This window comes from Cognatiyoonia sp. IB215182 (genome assembly GCF_033963905.1).
Lineage (GTDB): Bacteria > Pseudomonadota > Alphaproteobacteria > Rhodobacterales > Rhodobacteraceae > Yoonia.
Genome location: NZ_JAXBMB010000006.1, coordinates 14,902 through 39,499 on the forward strand (window position 1 = coordinate 14,902; position 24,598 = coordinate 39,499).

Annotated in this window: 27 protein-coding genes; 11 read left to right on the top strand and 16 right to left on the bottom strand. The window is 58.9% G+C overall.

All coding sequences use genetic code 11. The features are described 5' to 3' along the window. Positions 1-20: 20 nt before the first annotated feature. The 11 genes from radA to pyrC form a co-directional block, all read right to left on the bottom strand. Complete coding sequence (gene radA / locus SLH47_RS12895; protein ID WP_320240371.1) at positions 21-1,385, bottom strand: DNA repair protein RadA; 1,365 nt, start codon at positions 1,383-1,385, stop codon at positions 21-23. Between the two features lie 38 nt (positions 1,386-1,423). Beyond that, on the bottom strand, positions 1,424-1,864 hold the full coding sequence (locus SLH47_RS12900) for a paraquat-inducible protein A (protein ID WP_320239965.1): 441 nt from the start codon (positions 1,862-1,864) through the stop codon (positions 1,424-1,426). 58 nt (positions 1,865-1,922) lie between these two features. Further along, positions 1,923-2,960, bottom strand: a complete 1,038-nt coding sequence (alr, locus tag SLH47_RS12905) for an alanine racemase (protein WP_320239966.1) — start codon at positions 2,958-2,960, stop codon at positions 1,923-1,925. A 203-nt stretch (positions 2,961-3,163) separates the two neighbouring features. Further along, positions 3,164-3,928 (bottom strand): anti-sigma factor, encoded by a 765-nt coding sequence (locus SLH47_RS12910; RefSeq protein ID WP_320239967.1) that lies wholly within the window; start codon positions 3,926-3,928, stop codon positions 3,164-3,166. Continuing rightward, entirely contained in the window at positions 3,925-4,572 is a 648-nt protein-coding gene (locus SLH47_RS12915) for an RNA polymerase sigma factor (protein ID WP_320239968.1), read from the bottom strand. Before SLH47_RS12915 ends, SLH47_RS12910 begins: the two co-directional genes overlap by 4 nt. 239 nt (positions 4,573-4,811) lie before the next feature. Next, positions 4,812-5,777 (bottom strand): aldo/keto reductase, encoded by a 966-nt coding sequence (locus SLH47_RS12920; RefSeq protein WP_320239969.1) that lies wholly within the window; start codon positions 5,775-5,777, stop codon positions 4,812-4,814. After that, positions 5,770-6,147, bottom strand: a complete 378-nt coding sequence (locus SLH47_RS12925; protein WP_320239970.1) for a MerR family transcriptional regulator — start codon at positions 6,145-6,147, stop codon at positions 5,770-5,772. Before SLH47_RS12925 ends, SLH47_RS12920 begins: the two co-directional genes overlap by 8 nt. Positions 6,148-6,470: 323 nt before the next feature. Next, the gene (locus SLH47_RS12930) at positions 6,471-6,965 is read right to left on the bottom strand and encodes a hypothetical protein (protein WP_320239971.1); all 495 of its coding nucleotides are present in this window, start codon (positions 6,963-6,965) and stop codon (positions 6,471-6,473) included. Between the two features lie 148 nt (positions 6,966-7,113). Continuing rightward, complete coding sequence (locus SLH47_RS12935; protein ID WP_320240372.1) at positions 7,114-8,607, bottom strand: replicative DNA helicase; 1,494 nt, start codon at positions 8,605-8,607, stop codon at positions 7,114-7,116. A gap of 229 nt (positions 8,608-8,836) precedes the next feature. Beyond that, complete coding sequence (locus SLH47_RS12940) at positions 8,837-9,505, bottom strand: orotate phosphoribosyltransferase (protein ID WP_320239972.1); 669 nt, start codon at positions 9,503-9,505, stop codon at positions 8,837-8,839. 12 nt (positions 9,506-9,517) lie between these two features. Continuing rightward, on the bottom strand, positions 9,518-10,570 hold the full coding sequence (pyrC, locus tag SLH47_RS12945; RefSeq protein ID WP_320239973.1) for a dihydroorotase: 1,053 nt from the start codon (positions 10,568-10,570) through the stop codon (positions 9,518-9,520). Between the two features lie 117 nt (positions 10,571-10,687). On the opposite strand from pyrC, the gene SLH47_RS12950 reads away from it, so the two are divergent. Both SLH47_RS12950 and SLH47_RS12955 read left to right on the top strand, forming a co-directional pair. Further along, a complete protein-coding gene (locus SLH47_RS12950) occupies positions 10,688-10,975 on the top strand; it encodes a hypothetical protein (protein ID WP_320239974.1) in 288 nt (95 codons plus the stop codon). A gap of 119 nt (positions 10,976-11,094) precedes the next feature. After that, positions 11,095-11,316 (top strand): DUF1127 domain-containing protein, encoded by a 222-nt coding sequence (locus tag SLH47_RS12955; RefSeq protein ID WP_320239975.1) that lies wholly within the window; start codon positions 11,095-11,097, stop codon positions 11,314-11,316. Here SLH47_RS12955 and SLH47_RS12960 read toward each other — a convergent pair. Both SLH47_RS12960 and SLH47_RS12965 read right to left on the bottom strand, forming a co-directional pair. Further along, the gene (locus SLH47_RS12960; protein WP_320239976.1) at positions 11,313-12,263 is read right to left on the bottom strand and encodes a phosphoadenosine phosphosulfate reductase; all 951 of its coding nucleotides are present in this window, start codon (positions 12,261-12,263) and stop codon (positions 11,313-11,315) included. The genes SLH47_RS12955 and SLH47_RS12960 overlap by 4 nt on opposite strands. 103 nt (positions 12,264-12,366) lie before the next feature. Further along, positions 12,367-13,590: an acyl-CoA dehydrogenase gene (locus tag SLH47_RS12965; RefSeq protein WP_320239977.1), complete on the bottom strand. Its 1,224-nt coding sequence runs from the start codon at positions 13,588-13,590 to the stop codon at positions 12,367-12,369. 112 nt (positions 13,591-13,702) lie between these two features. Between SLH47_RS12965 and SLH47_RS12970 the strand changes: the two genes are divergently transcribed. From SLH47_RS12970 to SLH47_RS12990, 5 genes are all read left to right on the top strand, one after another. Further along, positions 13,703-14,602, top strand: coding sequence for a MoxR family ATPase (locus tag SLH47_RS12970; RefSeq protein WP_320239978.1), 900 nt, complete (start codon positions 13,703-13,705; stop codon positions 14,600-14,602). 69 nt (positions 14,603-14,671) lie between these two features. Beyond that, a complete protein-coding gene (locus tag SLH47_RS12975) occupies positions 14,672-15,925 on the top strand; it encodes a VWA domain-containing protein (protein WP_320239979.1) in 1,254 nt (417 codons plus the stop codon). A gap of 74 nt (positions 15,926-15,999) precedes the next feature. After that, positions 16,000-16,470, top strand: a complete 471-nt coding sequence (locus SLH47_RS12980; protein ID WP_320239980.1) for a DUF1203 domain-containing protein — start codon at positions 16,000-16,002, stop codon at positions 16,468-16,470. Next, on the top strand, positions 16,467-17,438 hold the full coding sequence (locus SLH47_RS12985; protein ID WP_320239981.1) for an XdhC family protein: 972 nt from the start codon (positions 16,467-16,469) through the stop codon (positions 17,436-17,438). Before SLH47_RS12980 ends, SLH47_RS12985 begins: the two co-directional genes overlap by 4 nt. Further along, positions 17,435-18,421: a molybdopterin-binding protein gene (locus tag SLH47_RS12990; RefSeq protein WP_320239982.1), complete on the top strand. Its 987-nt coding sequence runs from the start codon at positions 17,435-17,437 to the stop codon at positions 18,419-18,421. The genes SLH47_RS12985 and SLH47_RS12990 overlap by 4 nt, the downstream gene beginning before the upstream one ends. A gap of 13 nt (positions 18,422-18,434) precedes the next feature. Here the strand turns inward: SLH47_RS12990 and SLH47_RS12995 are convergent, their stop codons facing one another. Together SLH47_RS12995 and SLH47_RS13000 are read right to left on the bottom strand one after the other, a co-directional pair. Beyond that, positions 18,435-18,857, bottom strand: coding sequence for an SRPBCC domain-containing protein (locus SLH47_RS12995; RefSeq protein ID WP_320239983.1), 423 nt, complete (start codon positions 18,855-18,857; stop codon positions 18,435-18,437). After that, positions 18,850-19,197 carry a metalloregulator ArsR/SmtB family transcription factor gene (locus SLH47_RS13000; protein WP_320239984.1) on the bottom strand — a complete coding sequence of 116 codons (348 nt, stop codon included), beginning with the start codon at positions 19,195-19,197 and terminating at the stop codon, positions 18,850-18,852. Before SLH47_RS13000 ends, SLH47_RS12995 begins: the two co-directional genes overlap by 8 nt. A 141-nt stretch (positions 19,198-19,338) precedes the next feature. Between SLH47_RS13000 and SLH47_RS13005 the strand changes: the two genes are divergently transcribed. Genes SLH47_RS13005 through SLH47_RS13015 form a run of 3 tightly spaced genes read left to right on the top strand, consistent with a single transcriptional unit; the run spans position 19,339 to position 23,051 of the window. Beyond that, positions 19,339-19,824, top strand: a complete 486-nt coding sequence (locus SLH47_RS13005) for a (2Fe-2S)-binding protein (RefSeq protein ID WP_320239985.1) — start codon at positions 19,339-19,341, stop codon at positions 19,822-19,824. 59 nt (positions 19,825-19,883) lie between these two features. Then, entirely contained in the window at positions 19,884-22,250 is a 2,367-nt protein-coding gene (locus SLH47_RS13010; RefSeq protein WP_320239986.1) for a xanthine dehydrogenase family protein molybdopterin-binding subunit, read from the top strand. 12 nt (positions 22,251-22,262) lie between these two features. Further along, the gene (locus SLH47_RS13015; protein WP_320239987.1) at positions 22,263-23,051 is read left to right on the top strand and encodes a xanthine dehydrogenase family protein subunit M; all 789 of its coding nucleotides are present in this window, start codon (positions 22,263-22,265) and stop codon (positions 23,049-23,051) included. Between the two features lie 91 nt (positions 23,052-23,142). Here the strand turns inward: SLH47_RS13015 and infC are convergent, their stop codons facing one another. Next, positions 23,143-23,601 carry a translation initiation factor IF-3 gene (gene infC / locus SLH47_RS13020; RefSeq protein ID WP_320240373.1) on the bottom strand — a complete coding sequence of 153 codons (459 nt, stop codon included), beginning with the start codon at positions 23,599-23,601 and terminating at the stop codon, positions 23,143-23,145. A gap of 283 nt (positions 23,602-23,884) precedes the next feature. Between infC and SLH47_RS13025 the strand changes: the two genes are divergently transcribed. Beyond that, positions 23,885-24,550, top strand: a complete 666-nt coding sequence (locus SLH47_RS13025) for a hypothetical protein (protein WP_320239988.1) — start codon at positions 23,885-23,887, stop codon at positions 24,548-24,550. Positions 24,551-24,598: the final 48 nt, after the last annotated feature.

Sequence of the window (24,598 nt, forward strand, 5' to 3'; positions counted from 1 at the left end):
CGTCTCCTGCCCTCGGGCGCTTATCTCGCGCCGAATACCTCTTCGACAAACCCGGCAAGGTCAACCGCAACACGCAGCCCCAAGCCAGTCACCGCCGGCTGTTTGGCCTGTTGCGGCATGATCGCATTGGTAAAACCAAGTTTCTGGGCTTCTTTCAATCTATTTTCGGTCTGAACAACAGGACGCAACGCACCGGAAAGGCTGATTTCCCCGAAAACAACGGCATCGGCAGGCAGCGCGGCATCCTCGCGGGCAGAGACGAGTGCGGCCGCCACAGCAAGGTCTGCGGCCGGTTCAGAGATGCGCAAACCCCCTGCTACGTTGAGATATACGTCCAATCCGACAAATGGCACGCCGCAACGGGATTCGAGCACCGCGAGGATCATCGCAAGCCGCCCGCCATCCCATCCGACGACGGATCGGCGCGGTTGGCTGTGTGGCGAAGGTGCCACAAGTGCCTGGATCTCGCACAGCATGGTGCGGGTGCCTTCGAGGCCCGCGAACACGACTGAACCGGGGGCAGGGGTGCCGCGTTCGGAGAGGAACAGGGCGGAGGGGTTTTTGACTTCGGCCAGTCCTTTGCCGGTCATTTCGAACACGCCGATCTCATCTGCAGGGCCGAAACGGTTTTTGACAGAGCGGAGGATACGGAACTGGTGCCCGCGCTCTCCTTCGAAATAAAGCACCGTGTCGACCATGTGTTCGACAACGCGCGGACCGGCGATAGCGCCTTCCTTGGTCACGTGCCCCACCATGACCACGGCCATTCCGTTACGCTTGGCAAAAGTCGTCAATTCATGGGCAGAAGACCGCACCTGGCTGACGCTGCCCGGTGCGCTGTCCACGTTGTCCGCCCACATGGTCTGGATCGAGTCGATGATGGCCAAGTCAGGCTTTTCGGCCTCTAGCGTTGTCAGGATATCGCGTAAGTTCGTCTCGGAGGCGAGCATCACCGGGCTTTTTTCCAGCCCTAGACGTCGGGCACGCATTTGAACCTGTGCGTTTGACTCTTCGCCTGAAATATAAATGACTTTCAGTCCGTTACGGGCAAATCTTGCGGCCGCCTGCAAAAGTAGGGTGGATTTGCCGATCCCTGGATCGCCGCCCACCAGGAGGGCCGAGGCTTTGACCAAACCGCCGCCCAGCACCCGATCCAACTCGCCCACGCCCGCCTCCGTCCGGGGTGGCTCCTGTTCCTGTGTTTCCAGATCAGTCAATGCGATGGTCTTGCCGCGGGTCGCACCCAAGGTCTTGCCCTTGGGGCCAGAGGCGAGCGCCTTGTCCTCACTGATGGTGTTCCAGGCCCCGCAGCTATCACACCGACCGGACCACTTGCCGAAACTCGCGCCGCAGGCGCTGCAGGAATAGGAAAGGTCTTTGGCCATGTTCACCTTTTGGACCGGTTCGGCGCGCGCCGCAATGGTCAGGTTTTTTGTTTTGCCGTCAGCGTTGAGATCACGATGGACGCCAAAATGCAGGCCGTAAACAGGTACAGGCCCCATGCGGTCTCGACCTTGCCAAAGCCGATACCTTTGACAACGACGATGTAAAGCGCAATGAGAAAGACATCCGCCATGGCGAGCTTTCCAAGCCAGGAGAGCGCCGGTAAAGCCTTTCTTCTCAATAAGTTAAAGTGGATCAGCGCAATACCAATTGTCTTCAGATAGGGCGCAAAAAGCGCGAAAGCGGTGACCAGCAAAGCCAGTGCCACATCACTTTCCCAAAGCGCCTGCATGCCGGTTATAACGCTAATTTCATTCAGCCCGAAAAGCGGCAAGAGCCCTGCGCGCATGAGTGGGGCGAACCAGGCGATGGGGAAAAGTATTAACAGAGAGAGGTTCGCGATGCGCAGGACGTTTAACATAAGAAACCTTAAACAAGTCTGAGTGTTACGTGGCAATTCTTAACTGCCATTGCAAGTCTCACTTGCCAAAGGTCTTGCGATTGTAGCGACCGCCAAGCTGCGTGAGGACCTCGTAGCCGATGGTTTGGGCCTGACCGGCCAGGTCGTCGACCGTTTGCTGACGCCCGATCAGGGTCAGCTTTGTGGGGGCCTCGGTCAGGTCGGTGACATCGACGGTCAGAAGGTCCATGGAGACGCGTCCGATCACCTTGCAAGGCTGGTCGCCGTGATAAAGCGTCGCTTTGTCCGACAAGATGCGGAAGATGCCATCGGCATAACCACCCGAAACGGTGGCCACCCGGCTGGGGCGTTCCGCCTGCCAGCTATTACCGTAGCCCACAACCTCACCTTCGGCCAGGTCACGGATCTGGATGACGGGCAGATCAAGTTCGACCGTGGCGGCGGCCTTCTCGAACGGCAAGCCGCCGTAAAGACCGATGCCGGGACGCGTCAAATCAAAGTGGTAATCGGGGCCAAGAAGGATGCCGCCCGTTGCCGCCAATGACCGGGTCACATGGATGCCGTCGGTCATTTGTCGAAAGTTTTCAAGCTGATGCGGGTTCATCGGGTGGTCAGGTTCATCCGCGCAGGCCAGATGCGACATGACCAGTGTGGGGTTTTGCGATAAGGCTAGCTCGGCCACGGCAGCCCATTCCTGTGCCTCCATGCCGAGGCGATTCATGCCGGTATCAAGCTGGATGCCAAAAGGGTGGCCGGGCAGGGTTTCGAAATGGTGGGTCAACTGTTCGACTGAGTTGAGCATGGGTGTCAGTCGCAGATCGCGGATGAGGTCAGTATCGCCCTTCATATGCCCCGAAAAGACGCTGATATCCGGCTTTGCCCCGAGCTCTTCGCGGATGGCAATCGCCTCTTCCGCCACGGCCACGAAAAACTGGCGCACGCCGGCCTTGAATAGGGCCTTGGCGACATTCGCGGCCCCAAGTCCGTATCCGTCAGCCTTCACAACGGCCGCCGTTTTGCAGCCTGTCATGTCGTCCAATGCGCGCCAATTGGCGACAACTGCGTCAAGGTCGATGGTCAGGCGTCCGGTGCTCATGGCCACCTTTTGGCAGGGTGTCGCGGGGGCGGCAAGAGGTTAACGCGCCAGTGGAAACGGTTAAGAGAGGGGTGTTGCTTCGCCAGCGTATTTGCCCTGTGGCGCAGTATTTTGCCACGCGCAATTAGACCACGAACACTTAGAAATTGTTGGCAGTTTACGCATCCATGCCTCACAGGGAGACTAAGGATCGGCGAGACAAATCAGATTTCTAATGCAGCAGTGGCCGCCATATCCGTCAGGCCTGGCTGACCGCCGGGGCCGATAACCACATAATCGGCGCCATTGGCTGTCCAGGATACGAAATCGAAGCCATTGATCGTCTGCTCGCGGAATTCCAGTGTGTCCGGGTTTGGCCGGCTGCTTTGCTGCAAGCAGAGCGCCACAACAGTGCCGTCCTCAAGACGGTACATCAATTGCGCCACAGGCTTAGCGTTTGCGACGAGCAGGCGCCCGCCTTCGAAGGTTAGGCCATATGCGCTGAGATCCGGAATGCTGAACGGTGTGCCAATCGTGTTGCCCAGCCACGTTTCGATGTGATCGGACTCCTCGGCGCCAACCTCAACCAGATGGCGGCCCTGGCTGGCATAAACCTCGTGATAATCAGCGATATCCGCCAGCCACCCTGCAGTCTGGACAGGTGCCGGTTCGCCACGCAGCAAGAACCCGCTCGCCCCGCCGAGGACGAACACAACAAGGCTTGCCGCCAATGTGCCCCAGATCGGGCGGGCGGGGGCGACTTTAGGTTCAAGCGGCGTATTCTTGATCTGCTGGGCCAATGCAAACGGCACCGGCTCATCCAGCATCTTCTCAAACTCTTCTTGCGCGAACGCATCGGCCTGGATGAGGTCGTCAAGCTCAACGCGGGCCTGCGGGTCAGATTCGAGGCGCGCTTCCACCTCGGCCGTTTCAGCCGCGTCCAACTCGCCATCCAGATAGGCACTCAATTTGATCGAAAAGTCTGTCATTGCTGCAAACTCTCCTCAACTGATAAACGTGACACAAGTAATTTGCGCGCGCGATGGATGCGGCTCATCACCGTGCCTATCGGTATACTTAGGAGCTCTGACACTTCTTTGTAGCTGTAACCTTCTGCGCAGACGAGCATGAGCGGTTGTGCGAGGTCCTCATCAAGGTCAGCGACCTTCTTGCGGACCTGCTGTGCAGTCAGTGTTTCCTCTGCGGAGCCGGGCGTCTGCAATTCATGTGCCTCTTCGGCGTCGATCTGGCCCTCGCCCTGACGTACCTTGCGCTTGCGTACTTCGCTGATCCACAGATTGCGCACGACCCGGAACATCCACCGATCAAAGGGTTGTGATGGGTCGTATTGCTGCCATTTCTGCAGCGCGGTTGTGCAGGCCTCTTGCAAGAGGTCATCTGCGTCAGGCCCCGATCGTGTCAGCGACACCGCGAACCGGCGCAGCCGCGGGAGAAGACCGATCATTTCTGTCTTGAACTGGTCGGGGGTCATCGTATCGCAGGGCTGTGGGACAGGGACGGACGTCAAATTCGATCCACCATCGGCGATTTTGCCGCGGCTTTCAATGGGTTGATTTCGCACTTCGCGGTATCGTGCCGCGTCCTGTGTGCCCATGACCGATGCAATAGCCATGGTCGCCTAACCAATGCGCTCGCGAGGTGGTGCCGGGGTTGCACAGGCGACAGCCGCCGTATTCGCAGAGCCAAAGGCGTAGCGACAACAGGCGCTGGCGATGCTGGGGATAGAAATATGGATCATTGCAGGCTCCTGACGGGTTGTAGGCGCGCGCAATGCACAACGCCTGTATCCCTCTTACGCATAAGCCTGCTGGTTTATTCGCAGATTTTTTGAACTTTATGAGCGGGGCGCGCTCATCTTTCCAGAACGGCATCAATCTCAGCCATTTCGGCGGCGCCAAGCGGCCCTTTTTCGAGAGCGCCACAGAGATCGATCACCTGTTCAGGTGTGCGGAACCCGGGGATCGGTATTGCATTCGGCGTCCGCGCCCAGAGCCAGGCAAGCGCGCCTTGTGCTAGGCTGCGCCCATTCTGGGTCAGGATTTCGCGTGCTGTGTCGAGTTGTGCAAGATAATGATCAGTGATTTTCCCGTCCTTGAAGTAATCCTGCCAGCCGGGATTGCTGCCCCGGATCTCGTCTTTGCTGAATTGCGTCTTCGCGTCGTATTTGCCGCCCAGCACACCCATGGCAAGTGGGGACCGGATCAGCGACAGCAGGTTAAGTTCTTCGATAACCGGGACAATCTGATCGGCCGGGCGAAAGACGTTCATGGCGTGCTCGATAGTCGTGAAGCCGGGGTGATCGGCAAAGGCGCGAGCGCTTTCCGGCACATCGGTAGACCAGCCATAGGCTCCGATAACGCCCTGATCATAAAGTGTGGCGAGCATATCAAAAGTCGGCTCGGCATCGGCGATGGGCAATTCATTGTTGTGGTGCAGAACCAGATCAATCCGGTCGCGTTTCAGTCTTTTCCGCGATACATCAATGCTCTGCCGAATGAACTCCGGGTCATTGATTGGGCCGATCAATTCCTTGGTCTCGGTGTTGATCTCCAACCCGATCTTGGTGGCAACGGCGATATCGGGATGGTCCCCCAGTGCCTCACCCAATACGATTTCGGAATGCCCGCATCCATAGGCCTGTGCTGTGTCGAAATGCATAATGCCATGCTCCAGGGCTGTGGCGATGGCCGCTTTTGAGACCGCATCGTCAACCTCGCCCCAGCCCACGGCCAGTCCGTTGGAAAAGAACGGACCACCGATGGCCCAGCAGCCAAGGCCCAAGGTCGGTTTGGCAGAGACGTTTTTAAAGTCAGCCATGTGTCACCTCCAGTGATGTCCGGTAGATGTTGATCTTGTGATCGAGAAAATGCTTGCAGGCCTCAAGTTCGGCCTGCCTGTGGGCGAGGGTGATCGCATGTTTTTCAAGAAGTGCGAGACGTTTGGCGCGTTCTTCGGGCGCTTCGCGGTTGGAGGCATGCGCTGAGAGCGCAAACCGTTTGACGTCATCCAGCGGCATGCCCGTCGCGCGCAAACGTTCAAGCGTCGTCAACCAGTTCACATCATCGGCGTTGAACACGCGCCAACCGCGAGCATCGCGCCGGATCGGTGCCAGCATGCCGGACTTCTCATAAAAGCGGATCGTGTCTTGTGTCAGTCCCGACCGGGCAGAGGCTTCATTGATTCGCATGGGCTTTCCTCCAACGGCACCTTGCGTAGCCTATTGGAGTTACTCTAGGTCAAGCATTTAAGGCAGATGGCATGGAAGGCGAACGGACTTGCTTTATCAGAGGCGCACCTCGCTACCTTTGCGTCTAGGCAGCTTTCTCAGCGTCTTCGGGCGTTTGAATTCAAGCAATTGGAATTCGTTGACTGCCGGCAGCTTAAAGCTTTCATGTGTAAGAGGATGTGGCAACAGCCGCCAAGGCCAGGAGTGAACGGACTCCCTCTTTCACACCGCCGGACCGATTGCCGGCAGCGCCTACGCCTTGTCCGACCAACGCGAGCAAGGCTTCAGTTCGGGCGCATCCTGCTTTTGATGCCATTGCAGCGCAACTGGTCGGGCCGACGTGGGGTCACCTTGGCTTGCGGGATCACATGGGCATCATTCATGTCCCCGTCAGCGTCCGCCGCGACGACCGAAGCGATGAAAGCGACAACGTCAAATTCGCTTTGACGCGCCACGCGGCTAAGCGCCTTTTTCAAGGCACGGTTCGACAGGGTCTGCGTTAGCTGATCGACAAGATCGCGGCGCGTTTCGTCGTCCGTGGCGGGGACATATCCTGACTGCGTTGCCATTGCAGCATTGGAGAAACCGAACCCGGTTTCTTCAAGAAACAACCGCACAATCGGAGGAGAGGCCGTGACCGCGTCGGTGGTTTCCTGATCGCGGAACAGGGCAATAATTGCATCTGATCGACGCTGACCATCCAGGGTCAAACCTTTGGCGGAATGAGAGGCGGCATCAGCCGGATCGGCGTAATAAATATCAAACTCGTAACTCAACATGGCGCCACCATTAACCATAAGTCTTAAGATCAGATTATCGGCAGATGAACGAAATGTGAATAAAAAGTGGCAAAACCTGTACAAAAAGAGGCGAGAATGAGGCTATATTTAGGCCGTTTTTTGCCTAATCAGGCTATATCCTGTGGTTTCAGAACTGCTGATCATCCGCGCTCTGCCAGGGCTTCACCAGGTTGCCGAATCTCGTGAACCGGCCCTCGAAGCTGAGTTCGACGGTACCAATCGGCCCGTGGCGCTGTTTGCCGATGATGACCTCGGCTTTGCCGTGCAGGCGCTCCATCTCTTCCTGCCACTGGGCCATCTTTTCCATCTCGTGATCGCCCGGCTTTTCGCGCTCTTTGTAGTATTCTTCGCGGAAGACGAACATGACAACATCGGCATCCTGCTCAATCGAGCCGGATTCGCGCAGGTCGGAGAGCTGCGGGCGCTTATCATCACGCGCCTCGACCTGACGTGACAGCTGCGAGAGCGCGATGACGGGAATGTCGAGTTCCTTGGCGATGGCCTTGAGGCCCATTGTGATTTCACTGATCTCGTTGACGCGGTTTTCGGAGCGACCCGTGCCGCGCACAAGCTGCAGGTAATCGACCATCAAAACATCCAGCCCGTGGGTGCGTTTCAAACGACGTGCGCGTGCCGCAAGCTGCGCAATGGGCAGTGCAGGAGTGTCGTCGATGAAAAGCGGGCAGGCCTCAAGACTTTTTGCGGCTTCGACAAAGCGGCGGAACTCAGCCTCGGTCATGTCGCCGCGCCGGATCTGTTCCGATGGCACCTCGGATGCCTCTGACAGAATCCGTGCGGCAAGCTGCTCGGCGCTCATCTCAAGGCTGTAGAACCCGACGACACCACCATTCACCGCGCCCTCACTGCCATCGGGCAAAATGCCTTTCTGGTAGGCTTTGGCGATGTTGAACGCGATGTTTGTTGCCAGAGAGGTTTTGCCCATCGATGGACGCCCGGCCAGGATCAAAAGGTCGGATTTGTGCAGACCGCCCAGCTTTTTGTCCATATCAACTAGCCCGGTTGAGACACCGGCAAGCCCCCCGTCACGTTGATAGGCGGCATTTGCGACATTCACCGCGTCGGTGACGGCGCGCAGGAAAGACTGGAAGCCTTGATCAGAGGTGCCTTCCTCAGCCAAAGCATATAGCGCCTGCTCTGCCTCGACGATCTGCTCCTTTGGTTCGCTTTCGACATCCACTTTCGCAGCCTTGTCGGCGATGTTGCGTCCGACCTGGATAAGTTCGCGACGGACCGACAGATCATAAATCATCTGCGCATAATCGCGGGCGGCAAATGCCGAAATGGCCGCACCGGCCAGCCGCGCAAGGTAAGGCGGGCCACCAAGTTCAGCGAGACCGGCATCATCCTCGAGAAAGGTCTTAAGCGTCACAGGACTGGCGAGCGCATTCTTGGCAATCCGGCTGGCGGCGGTCTCAAAAATCCGGGCATGGACGGGGTCGTAAAAGTGCTGCGGCCCGACGATGGAGGCGACGCGGTCAAACACATCGTTGTTTGTCAGAATCGCACCGAGAAGCTGCTGTTCAGCCTCAATGGAATGCGGCATCAGATCCGTCGCGGCTTCTTCCACGCCGGTTGCGTTGAATGCTGTTACTTCGTTCATTTTTGTCTCACCCATCCTGGCGGTCCTGTTAACAGGTCGTTTGCGTGCCGCACCATCAGGATATGATTGGGGATGGCCTGCGGGATAAGTCTGTGGATTTTTCTGCTCTGACCCGACGCCTACCACAATTTGCGAGGGAAGGGGAAAGAATCACAAGATCGGCCCGCACACGCCGATTCTGAGGGACAGGTTGTTCACAGGGCGGTGGAAAAGTTTTTTGACCGATTGGTTAAGCAGGCTGCCAATCGGCGGGATTGTTCAGATAGGCCTCAACCGCTGACAGCGTCGTTGCATCGTAGGCGCCTTGGGCCTTGGCAGCGGCGATCACATCCCACCAGGTGCAAAGCGAAATCAGTTGCACCCCATGATCTGACAGCGTTTTCTCCACACCTTCGAAAATGCCGTAATAGAAGATCACCGCGGTCGCGCTGCAGGTCGCCCCTGTCTCGCGGATCGCATCCACGAAGGAGAGTTTTGAGCCGCCATCGGTCGTCAGATCCTCCACCAAGATCACACGCTCTCCCTCGCGCATCACACCTTCGATCCGTGCATTGCGCCCATACCCTTTGGGTTTCTTGCGCACATAGGTCATCGGCAGCGCCAGACGCTCGGCCACCATTGCCGCAAAAGGGATACCCGCCGTCTCTCCTCCAGCGACGTTGTCGAAGGCCTCAAACCCTGCTTCACGCATGATCGTGACGGCCATGAAATCCATCAGGGTCGCGCGGACGCGGGGAAAGCTGATGATCTTGCGGCAATCGACGTAAGTGGGCGCCTGCTTGCCCGAGGCCAGCGTGAACGGTTCATTGGCGTTAAAGTCAACTGCCCCAATTTCAATCAGCATGCTGGCCGTGAGGCGGGCAATTTCCTCTTTGGTGGGAAAGGAGGTCGGGATCATATCGGGCCTTTCTTATCCTTCGACGCGCCAATGCAGGTCAAAGCCAGGATCAAAAACGGTTACGGGCCCGTCTTCTGTCGGGATCTGGTCGGGGTAGCGAACAGGATCACCCTTGATCAGCGTGATTGTGTCTTCATTGGGTGGCAGCCTGTAGAAATTCGGGCCGTTCAGGGACGTGAAGGCTTCGAGCTTCTTCAGTTTTCCGGCTACGTCAAACACCTCCGCCAAGCAGGACATGGTGTTGGGGGCGGTAAAGATGCCAGCGCAGCCGCAGGCCTGTAGCTTGTTTGGGTCGGTATGCGGTGCGCTGTCGGTGCCCAGGAAGAAGCGCTTGTCGCCAGAGATCGCGGCCTGCACCAAAGCGACCCGATGCGCCTCGCGCTTCGCCACGGGCAAGCAGTAGAAATGTGGCTTGATGCCGCCTGCAAGGATATGATTGCGGTTGATGATCAGGTGATGGGTTGTGATGGTCGCCGCCATGTTTTTGTGGCTGTCGCGCACGTAATCGACGGCGTCTGACGTGGTCACATGCTCCATCACAACGCGCAGGTCGGGCACCTTTTTGCGCAAGGGTCTCAAGATCTTGTCGATGAAAACGGCCTCGCGGTCAAAGATATCGATATCCGAATCCGTCACCTCGCCATGGACACAAAGTGGCATGCCGATCTCGGCCATGGTCTCAAGCACCGGGCGCACCTTGTCGAAATCCCGCACGCCAGAGGCGGAATTGGTTGTGGCCCCGGCGGGGTAGAGCTTAACGGCCGTCGCAATCCCCGCCTCAAAAGCGGTGCGCACATCCGCAGGCTCTGTCTCTTCCGTCAGGTAGAGCGTCATGAGCGGGGTGAACTTGGCACCTTCGGGCAAAGCCGCAAGGATCCGTGCGCGGTACTCCATCGCATGGGTGCTTGTGACAACGGGCGGCACAAGGTTGGGCATGACGATGGCGCGGGCAAAGTGGCGGGTCGTTTCCGGCAGAACAGCGCGCAACATCGCGCCGTCTCGTAAGTGCAAGTGCCAGTCATCCGGGCGGCGGATCGTGAGTTCGGTAATGGTGCGATCGGGCATGTGGCCCGATTACACGCTTGAGCGGGCAGACGCCATAGCCCTTGTGAAGGCCCTTGCAGATGGCCTGCACTCCACCGATATTTAGAGGCATCACCATGCCACGACCGGAGAGATCATATGTTGGGCTTTCTCATCGCAATTGCTGCCGGGTTCTTTACACCTTTGATCGGCGGCCCTTTGGTGGACCCGATTGTTAAAGCGCTTGGCAATCACATCACAATCGAAGCTGACGAGCGCCCGCTTGTCGCGTTCATGATTGCCTTGCTGGCGGCTGGCGTCGCCTCCGCCATTTTGGTGAGCGGCACGCCATTCTGGATTATCGCAGGTGGTATTCTGGGCTATTTCGGCAGCCGGATCGTTGAGGCCGTCAAGAAAGTGATGGCCGAGCGCAACGCCGCAGAATAGGTCCCCGATCAGGCCATGCAAACCGCGCAATGCGGCAATGCAGCATTGTGCGTGTTAGCGCTAAAATTCCAGCTTATTTTAAAGGGTGGAAACAATCACTCCCCCAATGGAACAGTATCATGGCCTTTTTCTCTGACACACCTGCGGCACAGGACCGCCCCGCCTTCTTTGCTGCGTTCTCTGCAGCCGTCCTCGCGTTTTTCGCCCGGCTTTCGGAAGCGCAGAACCGCAGCGCAGCCGTTTATGAACTGCAGAAACGCTCGGACCGTGAGCTTGCTGATATCGGTATTGCCCGTGAAGACATCGTGCGGCACGTCTACCGCGACATCTACTATCTCTAAGGATTTTCTGGCCGCCTGTACGCCTCATCACTGGTGAGCAAGGCGGCGCGTGTTTCGGCAAAGAACTTATCCTGCCCGCGTTGCAGCATGTAGTCGCACAAGATCACCGCCAGTTTGCGGTGTTCATTCATCATCAGCCAGTTGACCAGGGTGCGGACATAAGTCTGGTCATAGCGCCGCGCGCGCAGAAGTTGCGTGAAGCGCTTGCCGTCAAGCGCGCCTTCCATGGCGAGTTTCAGCATCACGTCATGAATGCCCATCCGGTCAAAGGCGCGGTCGATTTCCTTTCCCAGAAGCGGGCAGGGCAGTGGCGTTACGTGAGGCTTATGGAACAACGCCGCATGGGCCGCGTCGAGCCGCTGCACCGGGTCGTAGACGATGAAGACGCTTTGCGCGCCATCAATCATCTCGGGGGCGTAACCATAGCGCCCTCTAAAACTTTGCTTGCGCGCTGCCTTAAAACGTGGGTCCCACCCGGTCAAACGTGCATCAAGTGTTGCTTGCGGACGTAACGCAATGACGGTCGCACCAGGCGCGGCGACGGAAAAGGCAGCTGCTGCATAACCCGCGCCGTTCGCGCCGTAAAAGATGATCCGCTCAAAATCTTCGAAAAACCCGTCATCTACCAAACGGTCGAAAAAGTCGCAAACGGCCTTGTCGCGGAACCAGCTTTCGCCCATCGACAAAAGGCAGAGATGCGACCAGCCGTCATGGCGCGCATAGGCAAAGCCGCGCGGCTCGGAATCGACGTTGTGCAGGCGCGCCTGATCAACGGTCTCGAATGTCACCAGAAGATCGTTACCGGCCTCAAGAAAGCCCGCGAAATGGCTGCTACCCAATTGTTCAAAGAAACCCAGATCGTCACACAACCCGTCCAACTCGGCCAGCCACGCATTGGTGTCCAGACCGACCATGTCGGTTTCAAAGGAAAGTTGTCTGTCGTCCATCGAGCCATTACCCAGCGCGACACTGTTCGCGATGGTTCAAAAAATAGCTGGCCAATACGGCAGAACTGAGAGGGGGACGCAACGTTACTGTTGCGCCTTTAGGCTAAAAGAAGGCCTGCAGCCCGGTTTGTGCGCGACCCAGAATTAATGCGTGAATGTCGTGGGTGCCTTCATAGGTGTTCACGGTTTCGAGGTTCACCATATGCCGCATGATGTGGAAATCATCGCTGATCCCGTTGCCGCCATGCATGTCCCGTGAAAGGCGTGCGATATCAAGGGCTTTCCCGCAGTTGTTGCGCTTCATCAGGCTGATCATTTCCGGTGCGGCTTTGCCCGCTTCCATCAGCCGCCCAAGTTGCAGCGCGCTTTGCGTACCGAGGACAATTTCGGTTTGCATGTCGGCAAGCTTCTTCTGGAAGAGTTGGGTCTGCGCCAGCGGTCTGCCAAACTGCTTGCGGTCGAGCCCGTATTGCCTTGCTGCGTGCCAGCACGCCTCCGCCGCACCCATCACGCCCCAGGCAATGCCGTAACGGGCACGGTTCAGGCAGCCGAAAGGCCCTTTGAGGCCCTGCACGCCGGGCAAAAGCGCCTCTTCGCCGACCTCTACATTGTCCATGACAATCTCACCAGTGACCGATGCACGCAAGGATAGCTTGCCGCCGATCTTTGGGGCGGTAAGGCCGGGTGTATCCTTGTCGAGCACGAAGCCCTTAATCTTGCCGCCATGCGCCTCCGACTTGGCCCAGACAACAAAGACGTCGGCGATGGGTGCATTGCTGATCCACATCTTCGACCCGGTCAGGACATAGCCACCATCCGTCTTTTTGGCTGTGGTCTTCATGCCCGCCGGATCGCTGCCCGCGTCAGGTTCGGTCAGCCCGAAACAGCCGATCAGATCACCTGCCGCCAGACCTGGCAGATACTTCGCCCGCTGCGCATCGCTGCCATAAGCATGGATCGGATACATCACGAGCGACGATTGCACTGACATCATCGAACGATAGCCACTATCGACCCGCTCAATCTCGCGCGCGACCAGCCCGTGGGTTACGTAACCCGCGCCAAGCCCACCATACTCCTCCGGGATTGTAACGCCCAAAAGACCCGCATCACCCATCTCCTTAAAGATGCCGGGGTCCACGGTTTCGTCGCGATAGCTCTGTGTCACTTTCGGCTGCAACGTGGCTTGCGCGAAGGTCTGTGCCGCGTCGCGCAGCATCCGCTCGTCTTCGGTCAACTGATCCTCCAGCCGCAGCGGATCGGACCATTCAAAAGGGCCGAGGTCGGGGCCAAAACCGGTTGCTGTGATTGGGGTTGCTTCGTTCATGGCTTGGATCCTCCGCTGTTACCCCAAGGGTATGACTTTGGTCACGCGGGGGCAATGGATGGGTTGACGCCGGATGGATGGGATGCAGCTATAGCCGACGGGAGGCAACGCGATGAAATCAATCGATGCGGTGCAATCGGCGCTGGCCGGACAGAGTTACGTTTGCGGGCGCGCGCTGGCAACAGTCGTCTTCCTGAGCCTGAAGCTGGGCCGCCCCCTGTTTCTGGAAGGCGAGGCCGGGACGGGTAAGACCGAGATTGCCAAAGCCATTGCCGCCGCCTTGGGGCGGCGCCTGATCCGGTTGCAATGCTACGAGGGGCTGGACGCCGCCTCTGCTGTTTACGAATGGAACTTTGCAGAGCAAATGATCGCCATCAGGGCAGCGGAGGCTGCCGGTGGAGCAGACCGCGATGCGCTGAAGACAGAGCTTTTCACCGAAGACTACTTGATCGAACGCCCATTGCTGCAAGCCATGCGTCCGCAAGTTGGCGGTGCGCCAGTTTTGTTGATTGACGAACTGGACCGGACAGATGCCCCGTTTGAGGCATTCCTCTTAGAGGCCTTGTCCGACTTCCAAGTGACAATCCCTGAACTCGGCACGGTCAAGGCGCCGGAGCCGCCTATTGTCATCATCACCTCGAACCGCACGCGCGAGGTGCATGACGCCTTGAAGCGTCGCTGTCTTTATCACTGGGTTGACTACCCCAATTTCGCCCGCGAGATTGAGATATTGCAAGCCCGCGCGCCGAAGGCAGCGTCGGCCCTATCGCGCGAGATCGTCGCTTTCGTTCAGAAGTTGCGCGGAGAGGATTTGTTCAAGAAACCGGGCGTGGCCGAAACGATTGACTGGGCCAAATGCCTGCTGGCGCTCGATGTGATTAACCTTTCGCCAGAAGTCATTGCCGACACGCTGGGTGCAATCCTAAAGTACCAGGACGACATCCAGAAACTGGAAGGGTCTGAGGCCAAGCGCATTCTGGACGAAGCAAAGGCGGACCTCGTGAACGCTTGATGCTTCTTTTGGCCAAAAATATCCCACAGGGGTCCGGGGATGTGAAATCCCCGGTCCGACGGCGCGGCCATGGCTGAACTGGCAGATCTGGAACTTCCTGAAAACCCGAAGCTGGCGCAGAATATCACTCATTTCGCTCGGGCCTTGCGTAAGGCAGGGCTGGCTTTGGGGCCGGGACGGGTGATTGATGCGATCCGGGCCGTGGAGGCCGCCGGGTTTACAGAGCGGGCTGATTTCTACTGGACCCTGCATGCGTGTTTTGTCTCCAAACCCGAAGAGCGCCAGGTCTTTGCACAGCTCTTCCGTCTCTATTGGCGCGATCCGCGTTACATGGAACAGATGATGTCCTTTCTGACCCCCATGGTGCGCGGGGTGCAGGAGGAACGTGCGGCGCAGGCGGCAGAGAAACGCGCAGCGGAGGCTTTGCTGGACGGGCATGATCGTGATCTGCCCGCGCCAGACGATGCAGGCGAGGAGGTGGAGATTGCGATTGACGCCTCACGCACAATCTCGACCGAGGAACGGTTGCGCACGCTGGACTTTGAACAGATGAGCGGGGCGGAGATGGCGGCTGCCAAGCGGATACTGGCAAAGCTGCGCCTACCGGTCCCACCAATACTCAGCCGTCGGACGCAGGTGCTACCGGGCCCTTTGCCCGATTGGCGCGGGACGATGCGGCAGGCGATGCGCCGGGGTGGCGAGGTGACGGATTTCGCAACGAAACGGCGGCGCATTCGTTACCCCAATCTTGTGGTGCTGTGTGATATTTCGGGGTCGATGTCGCAATACTCCCGTGCAGTTTTGCATTTTCTGCACAGCGTTGCGAACCGCGAAGGGCAGGGCTGGGCGCAGGTCCATGCTTTCACCTTTGGTACGCGGCTGACGAATATCACCCGGCATTTGCGGACGCGCGATGTGGATGCGGCCCTTGCCGCCGCCGGGGCGGAGGCGCAGGATTGGGAGGGGGGCACACGGATCGCCGCCTGCTTGCATGCCTTCAACCGCGACTGGTCGCGGCGGGTCATGGGGCAGGGGGCTGTGGTCCTGCTGATCACCGATGGTTTGGATCGCGACAAGGACGCCGATCTGGGGCGCGAGATGGAACGGCTGAACCTGACCGCCCGGCAGCTGATCTGGCTGAACCCGCTCTTACGCTGGGACGGGTTTGCCCCTAAGGCCAAGGGGATTACGCAGATGCTGCCCCATTGTTCGAGCTTCCGCGCCGGTCATAACATCGCATCACTGGAAGGGCTGGCACAGGCCTTGTCGCGGCCGGATGACGTGGGTCAGAAGGCGCGACTGATGCGGATGATGGGACAATGACGGATGCGCATGGTTCGGGTCGTCCGGTCCCGGGGCAAGTCTCTATGGAGGGGTCATCAACTAAGGAGATGATGATGACTTTGACCTACTTGCCCTACGACGATGATGAAGTGGCTCGCCTGCGCGCGGGTGAACCGGACGCCTATGGAAATCCCGCGGAGCGCGCGATTTCATCCGGTGTCGGAACACCCTGCCGGTCGTGTCTGCGGAACGTCCCTGAAGGGGCGGAGATGCTCGTTTGCGCCGCACGCCCGTTTTCGGACTTGCAGCCCTATGCCGAGACAGGGCCGGTCTTCTTTTGTGCCGATGAATGCATGCCCCATGCGGGCGATGCGGTGCCTGCGATCCTGGAAACCTCACCCGATTATCTTGTAAAGGCCTATGACCGCACCGACCGCATTATTTATGGCACCGGGCAGATCACACCAAAGGCGGAGATTGCCGAATACGCCGCCCGGCTTTTCGAAAAGGATGAGGTGGCGTATGTTGATGTGCGTTCGGCCCGGAACAACTGTTTTCTGACAAGGATCGTGCAGACCCCATGACTGATGTTACCGACCTGCCCAAACTGGCGCTGGACTGGCACAAGGCCGGGCGCGGCGTTGCCGTGGCGACCGTGGTGGAAACCTGGGGTTCAGCCCCGCGCGCGGTGGGCAGCCAGTTGGTGATTGACGCTGATGGCGCGATGGAAGGGTCGGTATCGGGCGGCTGCGTGGAAGGAGCAGTAATTGTCGAGGCGCTCGAAGCACTGGAAGACGGCAAGCCACGACTTCTTGACTACGGTGTCAGCGATGATGAGGCCTTTGCGGTGGGCCTTGCCTGCGGCGGACGTATCCGTGTTCTCGTGGAGCCTGTCGGATCGGCCATGCCGGTCCCCGTGCTGGAAGAGCTCGTGACACGGCGCGCGGCGGCGGAGCCGGTTGCCTATGTTACGGATCTGCAAGCGGGTGCGCCAAAGCTGCAATCGCACGCAGATTTCCCCGACCGGTTCCGGCTGGACCGTTCCGGCGTCGAGGAAGATGAGCGGACCTTTGTCGCGATCCACAACCCACCTTTGCGGATGATTATTGTCGGCGCTGTGCATATCGCGCAGGCGCTTGTACCGATGGCGCGGGCCTGCGGCTACGCGCCGGTGCTGATCGATCCGCGGGCGGCGTTCGGGTCAGAGGCGCGGTTTCCCGGTGAGATCATTCTGGATGATTGGCCGGATGAGGCGATGGCCGCTTTAAAACCCGATGCCCGCACAGCCGTTGTGACCCTGACGCATGATCCAAAGCTTGATGATCCGGCTATCATGGCGGCCCTGCGGTCGGACGTCTTTTACCTTGGCTGCCTCGGTTCGAAACGAACGCATGCCAAACGAGTCGATCGATTGCTTGAGGCAGGGTTCTCCGGAAGTGAGATCTCGCGCATTCACGCGCCCGTGGGCCTCGACCTGGGCGGACGTCAACCGGCAGAGATTGCCGTGAGTGTCATGGCCGAGGTGACCGCCAGTCTGAGGAAGGCGGAGTGAAGTTTGGCGAGTTGCCGACAAGGGATGCGGCGGGTGCCATTCTGGCCCATTCGATCGCTTTGCCCGGTGGTCGGCTGCGCAAGGGGCATGTGCTGAAGCCCGCCGATATCGCGGCCCTGGTTTCGGTTGGCCATGAGAGTGTGATCGCCGCCCGTCTTGAGGCCGCTGACCTGGGTGAAGATGTCGCCGCTGCCCGCCTAGCAAGCGCGCTGGCCGGTGAAGGTCTGCGGCTGACCAAGGCCGCAACCGGGCGGGTCAATCTGCTGGCAGAAGCGCCTGGAATTGCGCGGATTGATGCTGCGAAGGTCAATGCCTTCAACGCGGTCAACCCGATGATCACGGTTGCGACGTTACCCCCATCTCATCGCGTCGACGCGGGCACCATGGTTGCGACTGTCAAGATCATCTCTTACGGCGTGCCCGGCAGTGATGTGGAAAAGGCCGCGGCTGCAGGGCAGGATGCGCTGCAGGCAATTGCGCCAACCATCCGCACCGCCACGCTCATCGAGACGCGGACCGGGGAAGACCCCTCGGCCAAGGGTCGCGCGGCCTTGCGTGGCAGGCTGGATCGGCTGGATGTGACGCTGGATGGGCGCGTGATCGTGGACCATCGGGCCGTGCCATTGGCCGAAGCGATCAAAACGGCAAAGGGTCAGGTCGTCTTTGTCCTGACGGCCTCCGCCACGTCTGACCCCGATGATGTCGGCCCTGCTGCAGTGAGGGCGGCGGGCGGCGTTGTGACCCAATTCGGCATGCCGGTCGATCCGGGCAACCTTTTGTTTCTGGGCCAAATTGGTGGCAAGCCCGTGATCGGATTGCCTGGATGCGCGCGATCACCCGCTCTCAACGGGGCGGATTGGGTGATGGAGCGTGTGCTTTGCGGTATCGACCTGACACCGGACGATTTTGCACAGATGGGCGTCGGCGGTTTGCTCAAGGAAATCCCCACACGGCCGAAACCGCGCGGGGATATCGAGGACTAAAGGTTGTCGCAATCTAGGCCGCCACTGGCTCCAACGACGCCAATATGCTGGTCCAGCCAATCTTGTGATTGTCGCGGCTTTCTTCGCTGACAAAGCGATCATGCCGAAGCGTGATCAGCGTGCCGGTCGCCACAGGTTTGAAGGTCAGCGTCACAGTGCTGTCCTCTGCCGGTGAGGGGCCATACCAGGTAAAGACCAAGCGGTCATGTGGCGTGATCTCTTTGTATTCGCTGTGATGTGGGATTTCGGTGTCGCCCGATTTCATTGTGATGGCAAAGCTGCCGCCGACTTTCGGGTTCGTTTCCGCATGGGGGACCGTCATGTTCGGTCCTGGTGTCATAAAACGCTTCAACATCTTTGGGTCCAGCCATGCATCGAACACGGCCTTCTGTGGCGCATTGATTGTGTGTTCGACGGTCATTGTCAGGTCAGTCATCTTCGGCAGCTCCTTTGGTCATGATGGTGTCGAGCGCTTCCAGACGCAGCGCCCAGATTGAACGAAGCGAGGCAAACCACTCATCCACAGCACTCAGCGGGGTCATCTGGACCTCTATCAGGTGCTCGCGCCATTCCGTTCGACGCTTCACCAGCCCGGCGCTTTCCAGCACTTTGATATGCTTTGAAACCGAGTTCAGGCTCATGTCGAACCGCGCGTGGATATCCGTCACGCGCAGCGGGCCTTCCTGCGCAAGCAGAGTCAGGATGGCCCTGCGGGTCGGATCACTGGCGGCCTTGAGAATGGCATCGAGTGCAGTTGTTTCTTTTCGTTCACCCATATGGATGAATTAAAGCCAGCGAGAGTTTCAGTCAACCAAAAAGGTGAATGACGCTGCAGGTGCAGCGGAAGATGGGTGTTCTCATGAGGGGGAAGCCGTGCTTAACTTCATGCAAAGCAAAGATGAAATCGGGAGGATGTGATGGCATCGGTAGCAATGACCGTAAACGGGAAATCCGTGTCGGGTGAGGTTGAGGGCCGCACCTTGCTGGTCGATTTCCTGCGCAATGACTTGCGCCTGACGGGGACCCATGTGGGGTGTGATACGTCGCAATGTGGGGCCTGTGTCGTGCACGTGGACGGCAAAGCGGTAAAAGCCTGCGCGATTTTCGCGGTTGAGGCTGATGGATCAGAAGTCGCCACGATCGAGGGGCAGGCGAACGCGGACGGATCGCTGAATGTGATCCAGCAGGCGTTTCAGGATTATCACGGGCTGCAATGCGGCTTTTGCACGCCCGGCATGGTGATGTCGGCGGCGGCACTTCTCAAGGAGAACCCCAAGCCGACTGAGACGGAAATTCGCGAATATCTCGAAGGCAATATCTGCCGCTGCACGGGCTACCACAATATCGTCAAGGCGATCATGGCCGCGTCCGGTCAGGATGTCACAGCCATCGCAGCGGAATAATCAGTTACAATGTGGCGTCCGTGCGGGGAGGTACGCGGCGCTGACAGGGAGGAGCAAACATGCCCAAAGATAGCGGAATTGGCGCCAGCACGAAGCGCCGCGAAGATGTGCGGTTTTTGACCGGTGCGGGCAACTACACCGACGATATCAACATTCACGGCCAGGCTTACGTGCATTTCCTGCGCGCTGACGTGGCCCATGCAACGATCAACAGTGTCGATACAAGCGCCGCTGCGGCAATGCCCGGAGTGCTACACGTATTCACCGGGGCCGATTTCGAGGCCGTGGGCGGTCTGCCCTGCGGTTGGCAGGTGACCGACAAATATGGTCAACCGATGCAGGAACCCAAACACCCCGTACTGGCCCACGGCAAGATTCGCCATGTGGGTGAGCCAGTTTGCGCAGTCGTTGCTGAAACCTATGCCCAGGCGCGCGATGCGGCCGAGGCAATTGTGCTCGACCTGACCGAACTGCCCGCAGTGATGGACATGAAGGCGGCGGCCGCGGACGGCGCCACCAAGGTGCATGACGATCTGACCAGCAACCTTTGCTATGACTGGGGCTTTGTGGAAGAGAACAAGGCCGCCACGGATGAGGCATTTTCCAATGCGGCCCATGTCACGACGCTGGAGCTGGTCAACAACCGTCTGGTCGCCAACCCGATGGAGCCGCGCGTGGCGGTGGGCGATTACAGCCCGTCCGACGACATGCACACGCTGCACACGACCAGCCAGAACCCGCATGTGATCCGCCTTTTGATGGGCGCTTTCGTACTGGGCATTCCTGAGCACAAGCTGCGGGTTGTGGCCCCGGATGTAGGCGGCGGTTTTGGGACCAAGATTTTCCACTATGCCGAGGAAGCCTTCTGCACCTTCGCGGCCAAACAGCTGCGGCGTCCGGTGAAATGGACCTCGTCCCGGTCTGAGGCGTTCATGTCCGACGCTCATGGGCGCGATCACGTGACCAAGATCGAACTGGCGCTGGATACGGAGAATAACTTTACCGCCATCCGGACCGAAACCTTCGCAAATATGGGTGCGTATCTCTCAACCTTTGCGCCATCAGTGCCTACATGGCTGCATGGCACACTGATGGCGGGGAACTACAAGACGCCGCTGATTTATGTGAATGTGAAAGCCGTGTTCACCAACACGGTGCCGGTTGACGCCTATCGCGGCGCGGGGCGGCCCGAAGCCACATTCCAGTTGGAGAGGGTCATCGACAAGGCCGCCCGTGAGCTGGGGGTCGATCCGATTGCCCTGCGGCGACAGAACTTTGTCACACAGTTCCCTTATGCCACTCCGGTGGCGGTGGAATATGACACGGGCGATTATGTGGCCACGATGGATAAGCTCGAAGAGATCGCCGACATCGGCGGTTTCGCCGCACGCAGGGCCGCAAGCGAGGCCAAGGGCAAGCTGCGTGGCCTTGGCGTCAATTGCTATATTGAGGCTTGCGGTATCGCACCCTCGAACCTCGTGGGACAACTCGGTGCGCGGGCCGGGCTCTATGACGCGGCGACCGTGCGGGTGAACGCGACTGGCTCGATTTCCGTGATGGTTGGCGCGCATAGCCACGGGCAGGGACATGAGACATCCTTCCCGCAGGTGATTTCCGAGATGATCGGGATTCCCGAGGACCAGATTGATATCGTGCATGGAGATACCTCCAAGATCCCCTTTGGGATGGGGACCTACGGGTCCCGATCGCTTGCGGTCTGTGGCTCAGCCATGGTGCGGGCAGCAGAGAAGGTGATCAACAAGGCCAAGAAGATCGCGGCACATCTGCTTGAGGCCTCGGACGCCGATATCGAACTGAAAAATGGCCAGTTCACCGTCGCGGGCACTGACAAGTCGGTTGCCTGGGGCGATGTGACCTTGGCGGCTTACGTACCGCATAACTACCCGCTGGAGGATATTGAGCCGGGGCTGGAAGAGACGGCGTTTTACGACCCGGCGAACTTCACCTATCCGGCGGGTGCTTACGCCTGCGAAGTCGAAGTTGATCCCGACACAGGCAAGGTCACCATCGAACGCTTCAGCGCTGCCGATGATTTTGGCAATGTCATCAACCCGATGATCGTTTCTGGCCAAGTCCATGGCGGGATCGCGCAAGGCATCGGGCAGGCTTTGCTGGAGAATTGCGCCTATGACGATGATGGGCAGCTCATCAGCGCATCCTATATGGACTACGCCATGCCGCGCGCGGACGATCTGCCGTTCTACGCGGTTGATCATTCCTGCCAGACGCCCTGTACGCATAACCCGCTGGGCGTGAAAGGCTGCGGAGAGGCGGGGGCCATTGGATCGCCACCTTCTGTCGTGAACGCCGTCATTGATGCGCTACAATCGGGCGGTAAAAACGTCACCCATATCGATATGCCCCTGACGCCTGCGCGTGTCTGGGACGCGATGAACAACGCGTAAGGGAGAACGCTCATGTATGCTTTTGAAATTGAACGGCCTTCCACGATTGCGGATGCGGTCAATGCGCTGAAAGGTGAAGATGCACAGGCGCTGGGCGGAGGTCAAACACTGATCCCGACCCTGAAACAGCGGCTCGCCATGCCATCAACGCTGGTCAGCCTCTCCGGCATTGGCGAGATGCAGGGCGTCTGCATTGGCGATGATGGAGCCGTCTGCATTGGCGGCGCCACAACCCACGCCACGGTCGCAAAAGAGGCGGCAGCGCATTACCCGGCACTGGCTGATATGGCGAGCCATATTGGTGACCCGGCGGTGCGCAACCGTGGCACGATTGGCGGGTCGCTTGCGAACAACGACCCATCGGCCTGTTATCCTGCAGGGGTGCTGGGGTCTGGTGCGACGATCATCACCAATGCGCGCGAGATCGCGGCGGATGACTTCTTTGAGGGCCTGTTCAGCACCGCGCTTGACGAAGGTGAGGTCATTACCGAGGTTCGCTTCCCCGTGCCGGAAAAAGCGAACTACCAGAAATTCGTGCAACCAGCATCACGGTTCGCTTTGGTCGGCGTCTTTGTCGCCAAATACACCGATGGCGTGCGCGTCGCGGTAACCGGCGCATCAGAAGAAGGTGTGCATCGTTGGAGTGCCGCCGAAGCGGCATTGTCGGCAGATTTCTCGTCTGCCGCGCTGGAGGGCCTATCCATTTCCGCCGACGGTATGATCGCGGATTTGCACGGGTCTGCCGAATATCGCGCCCACTTGGTCAAGGTGATGACGGGCAGGGCTGTTGCAGCCTGCTAAGATGAAACGGCCCTCGCATACGTGAGGGCCGCTTTCTCGAAGTGTTCTGAGTTCAGCATTCCGCTGATAATGCCGCCTGATAGATATCAGGTTATTTGGGAAGCGGCCCGATCAGCATGACCATTTGCCGACCTTCCATCTTTGGAAAGTTCTCAACGCGGCCAGCGTCTTTGGTATCTTCCGCCACACGCTCCAAAAGCTGACGACCAAGTTCCTGGTGGGCCATCTCACGACCACGGAAGCGAAGCGTGATTTTTACTTTATCTCCATTGTCCAAAAACTTGAAAACATTACGCATTTTCACATCGTAATCATGGTTATCCGTGTTCGGGCGGAACTTGACCTCTTTGATTTCGATGGTCTTTTGTTTCTTGCGGGCCTCAGCCTCTTTCTTTTGCGTCTCGTATTTGAACTTGCCATAGTCCATGATCTTGCAGACGGGCGGTTTCGCATTGGGCGAGATTTCGACCAGGTCCAGCCCGGCATCATCTGCCATGGCCAATGCGCGATCCGGTGAAACAACACCGACATTTTCGCCATCCGCCCCGATCAGGCGGATTTCAGGGGCCCGGATACGGTCGTTGATCCGTGGGCCGGTATCGCGCTGGGGTGGCGCGTTATGGGGTCTGCGTCCTATGGTCTTTATCCTTGGTTTGTTCCGTTTAAGTGCTGCGTAAAGTAAACAGGGGGCGGGTGGGCTTCAACCCGCAAAGGAGTGGTTTTCCGCCGATTTTTCCCCCCTTTAGACCCTTTTCCTTTAGGGGGTGATCTGACATATCCGCCGCGAGGCCCCGGGTGGGGGTCTGATTGCAATCCATGGAAGGATGAAAGCAATGAGAGCTATCGCGATTTTGATCATTGTCGCTGTCTTGGGGTTCTTTGGTTATCAATACGCCGTTGAAGGGCGCGGGCCGAATGAGGCGATTGGCGTTCTGACCGGCGCCACAGCCGCCGCCGAGGCTGAAGCCGCCGCTGCTGCCGAGGCTGCCGCTGAAGCTGCCGCCGCTGCAGAAGCCGCCGCCGCCGCTGAGGCCGCTGCAGCAGAAGAGGCTGCCGCCGCTGCGGAAGCTGCCGCTGCTGCAGAGGCTGAAGCCGCCGCACAGGCTGCCGCCGAAGCGGAAGCCGCAGCACAGGAAGCGCTGGAGCAGGCCGCTGCCGAGGCCGAAGCTGCCGCGCAAGCCGCCCTTGATGAGGCTGCTGCCGCCGCAGAGGAAGCCGCGCAAACGGCGGTGGATAACGCCGCCGAAGCTGCAGACAGCGTCGTTGAGGGCGCGGGCGCCCTTGTCGAAGGTGCCGGTGCTGATCTCGTTGCGAATGCGGGCGAGCTCCTGACGGTGGACGGCTTTGACCTCGATCAGGTCATGGCGCTGCTTGATGGCGCCGATATCTCTGCTTTGCAGAAGACGACGTTAGGCAATGCGCTGACCGCCGCTCAGGACAATCCCGAACTCTTGGAGCCTGTCCTGACCAGCATCCGGGCCGCGCTGGGACTAGAGTAACAGAAAGCAACGGCCGCGCGAAACTCCGCGCGGCCATGCGATCTGTAG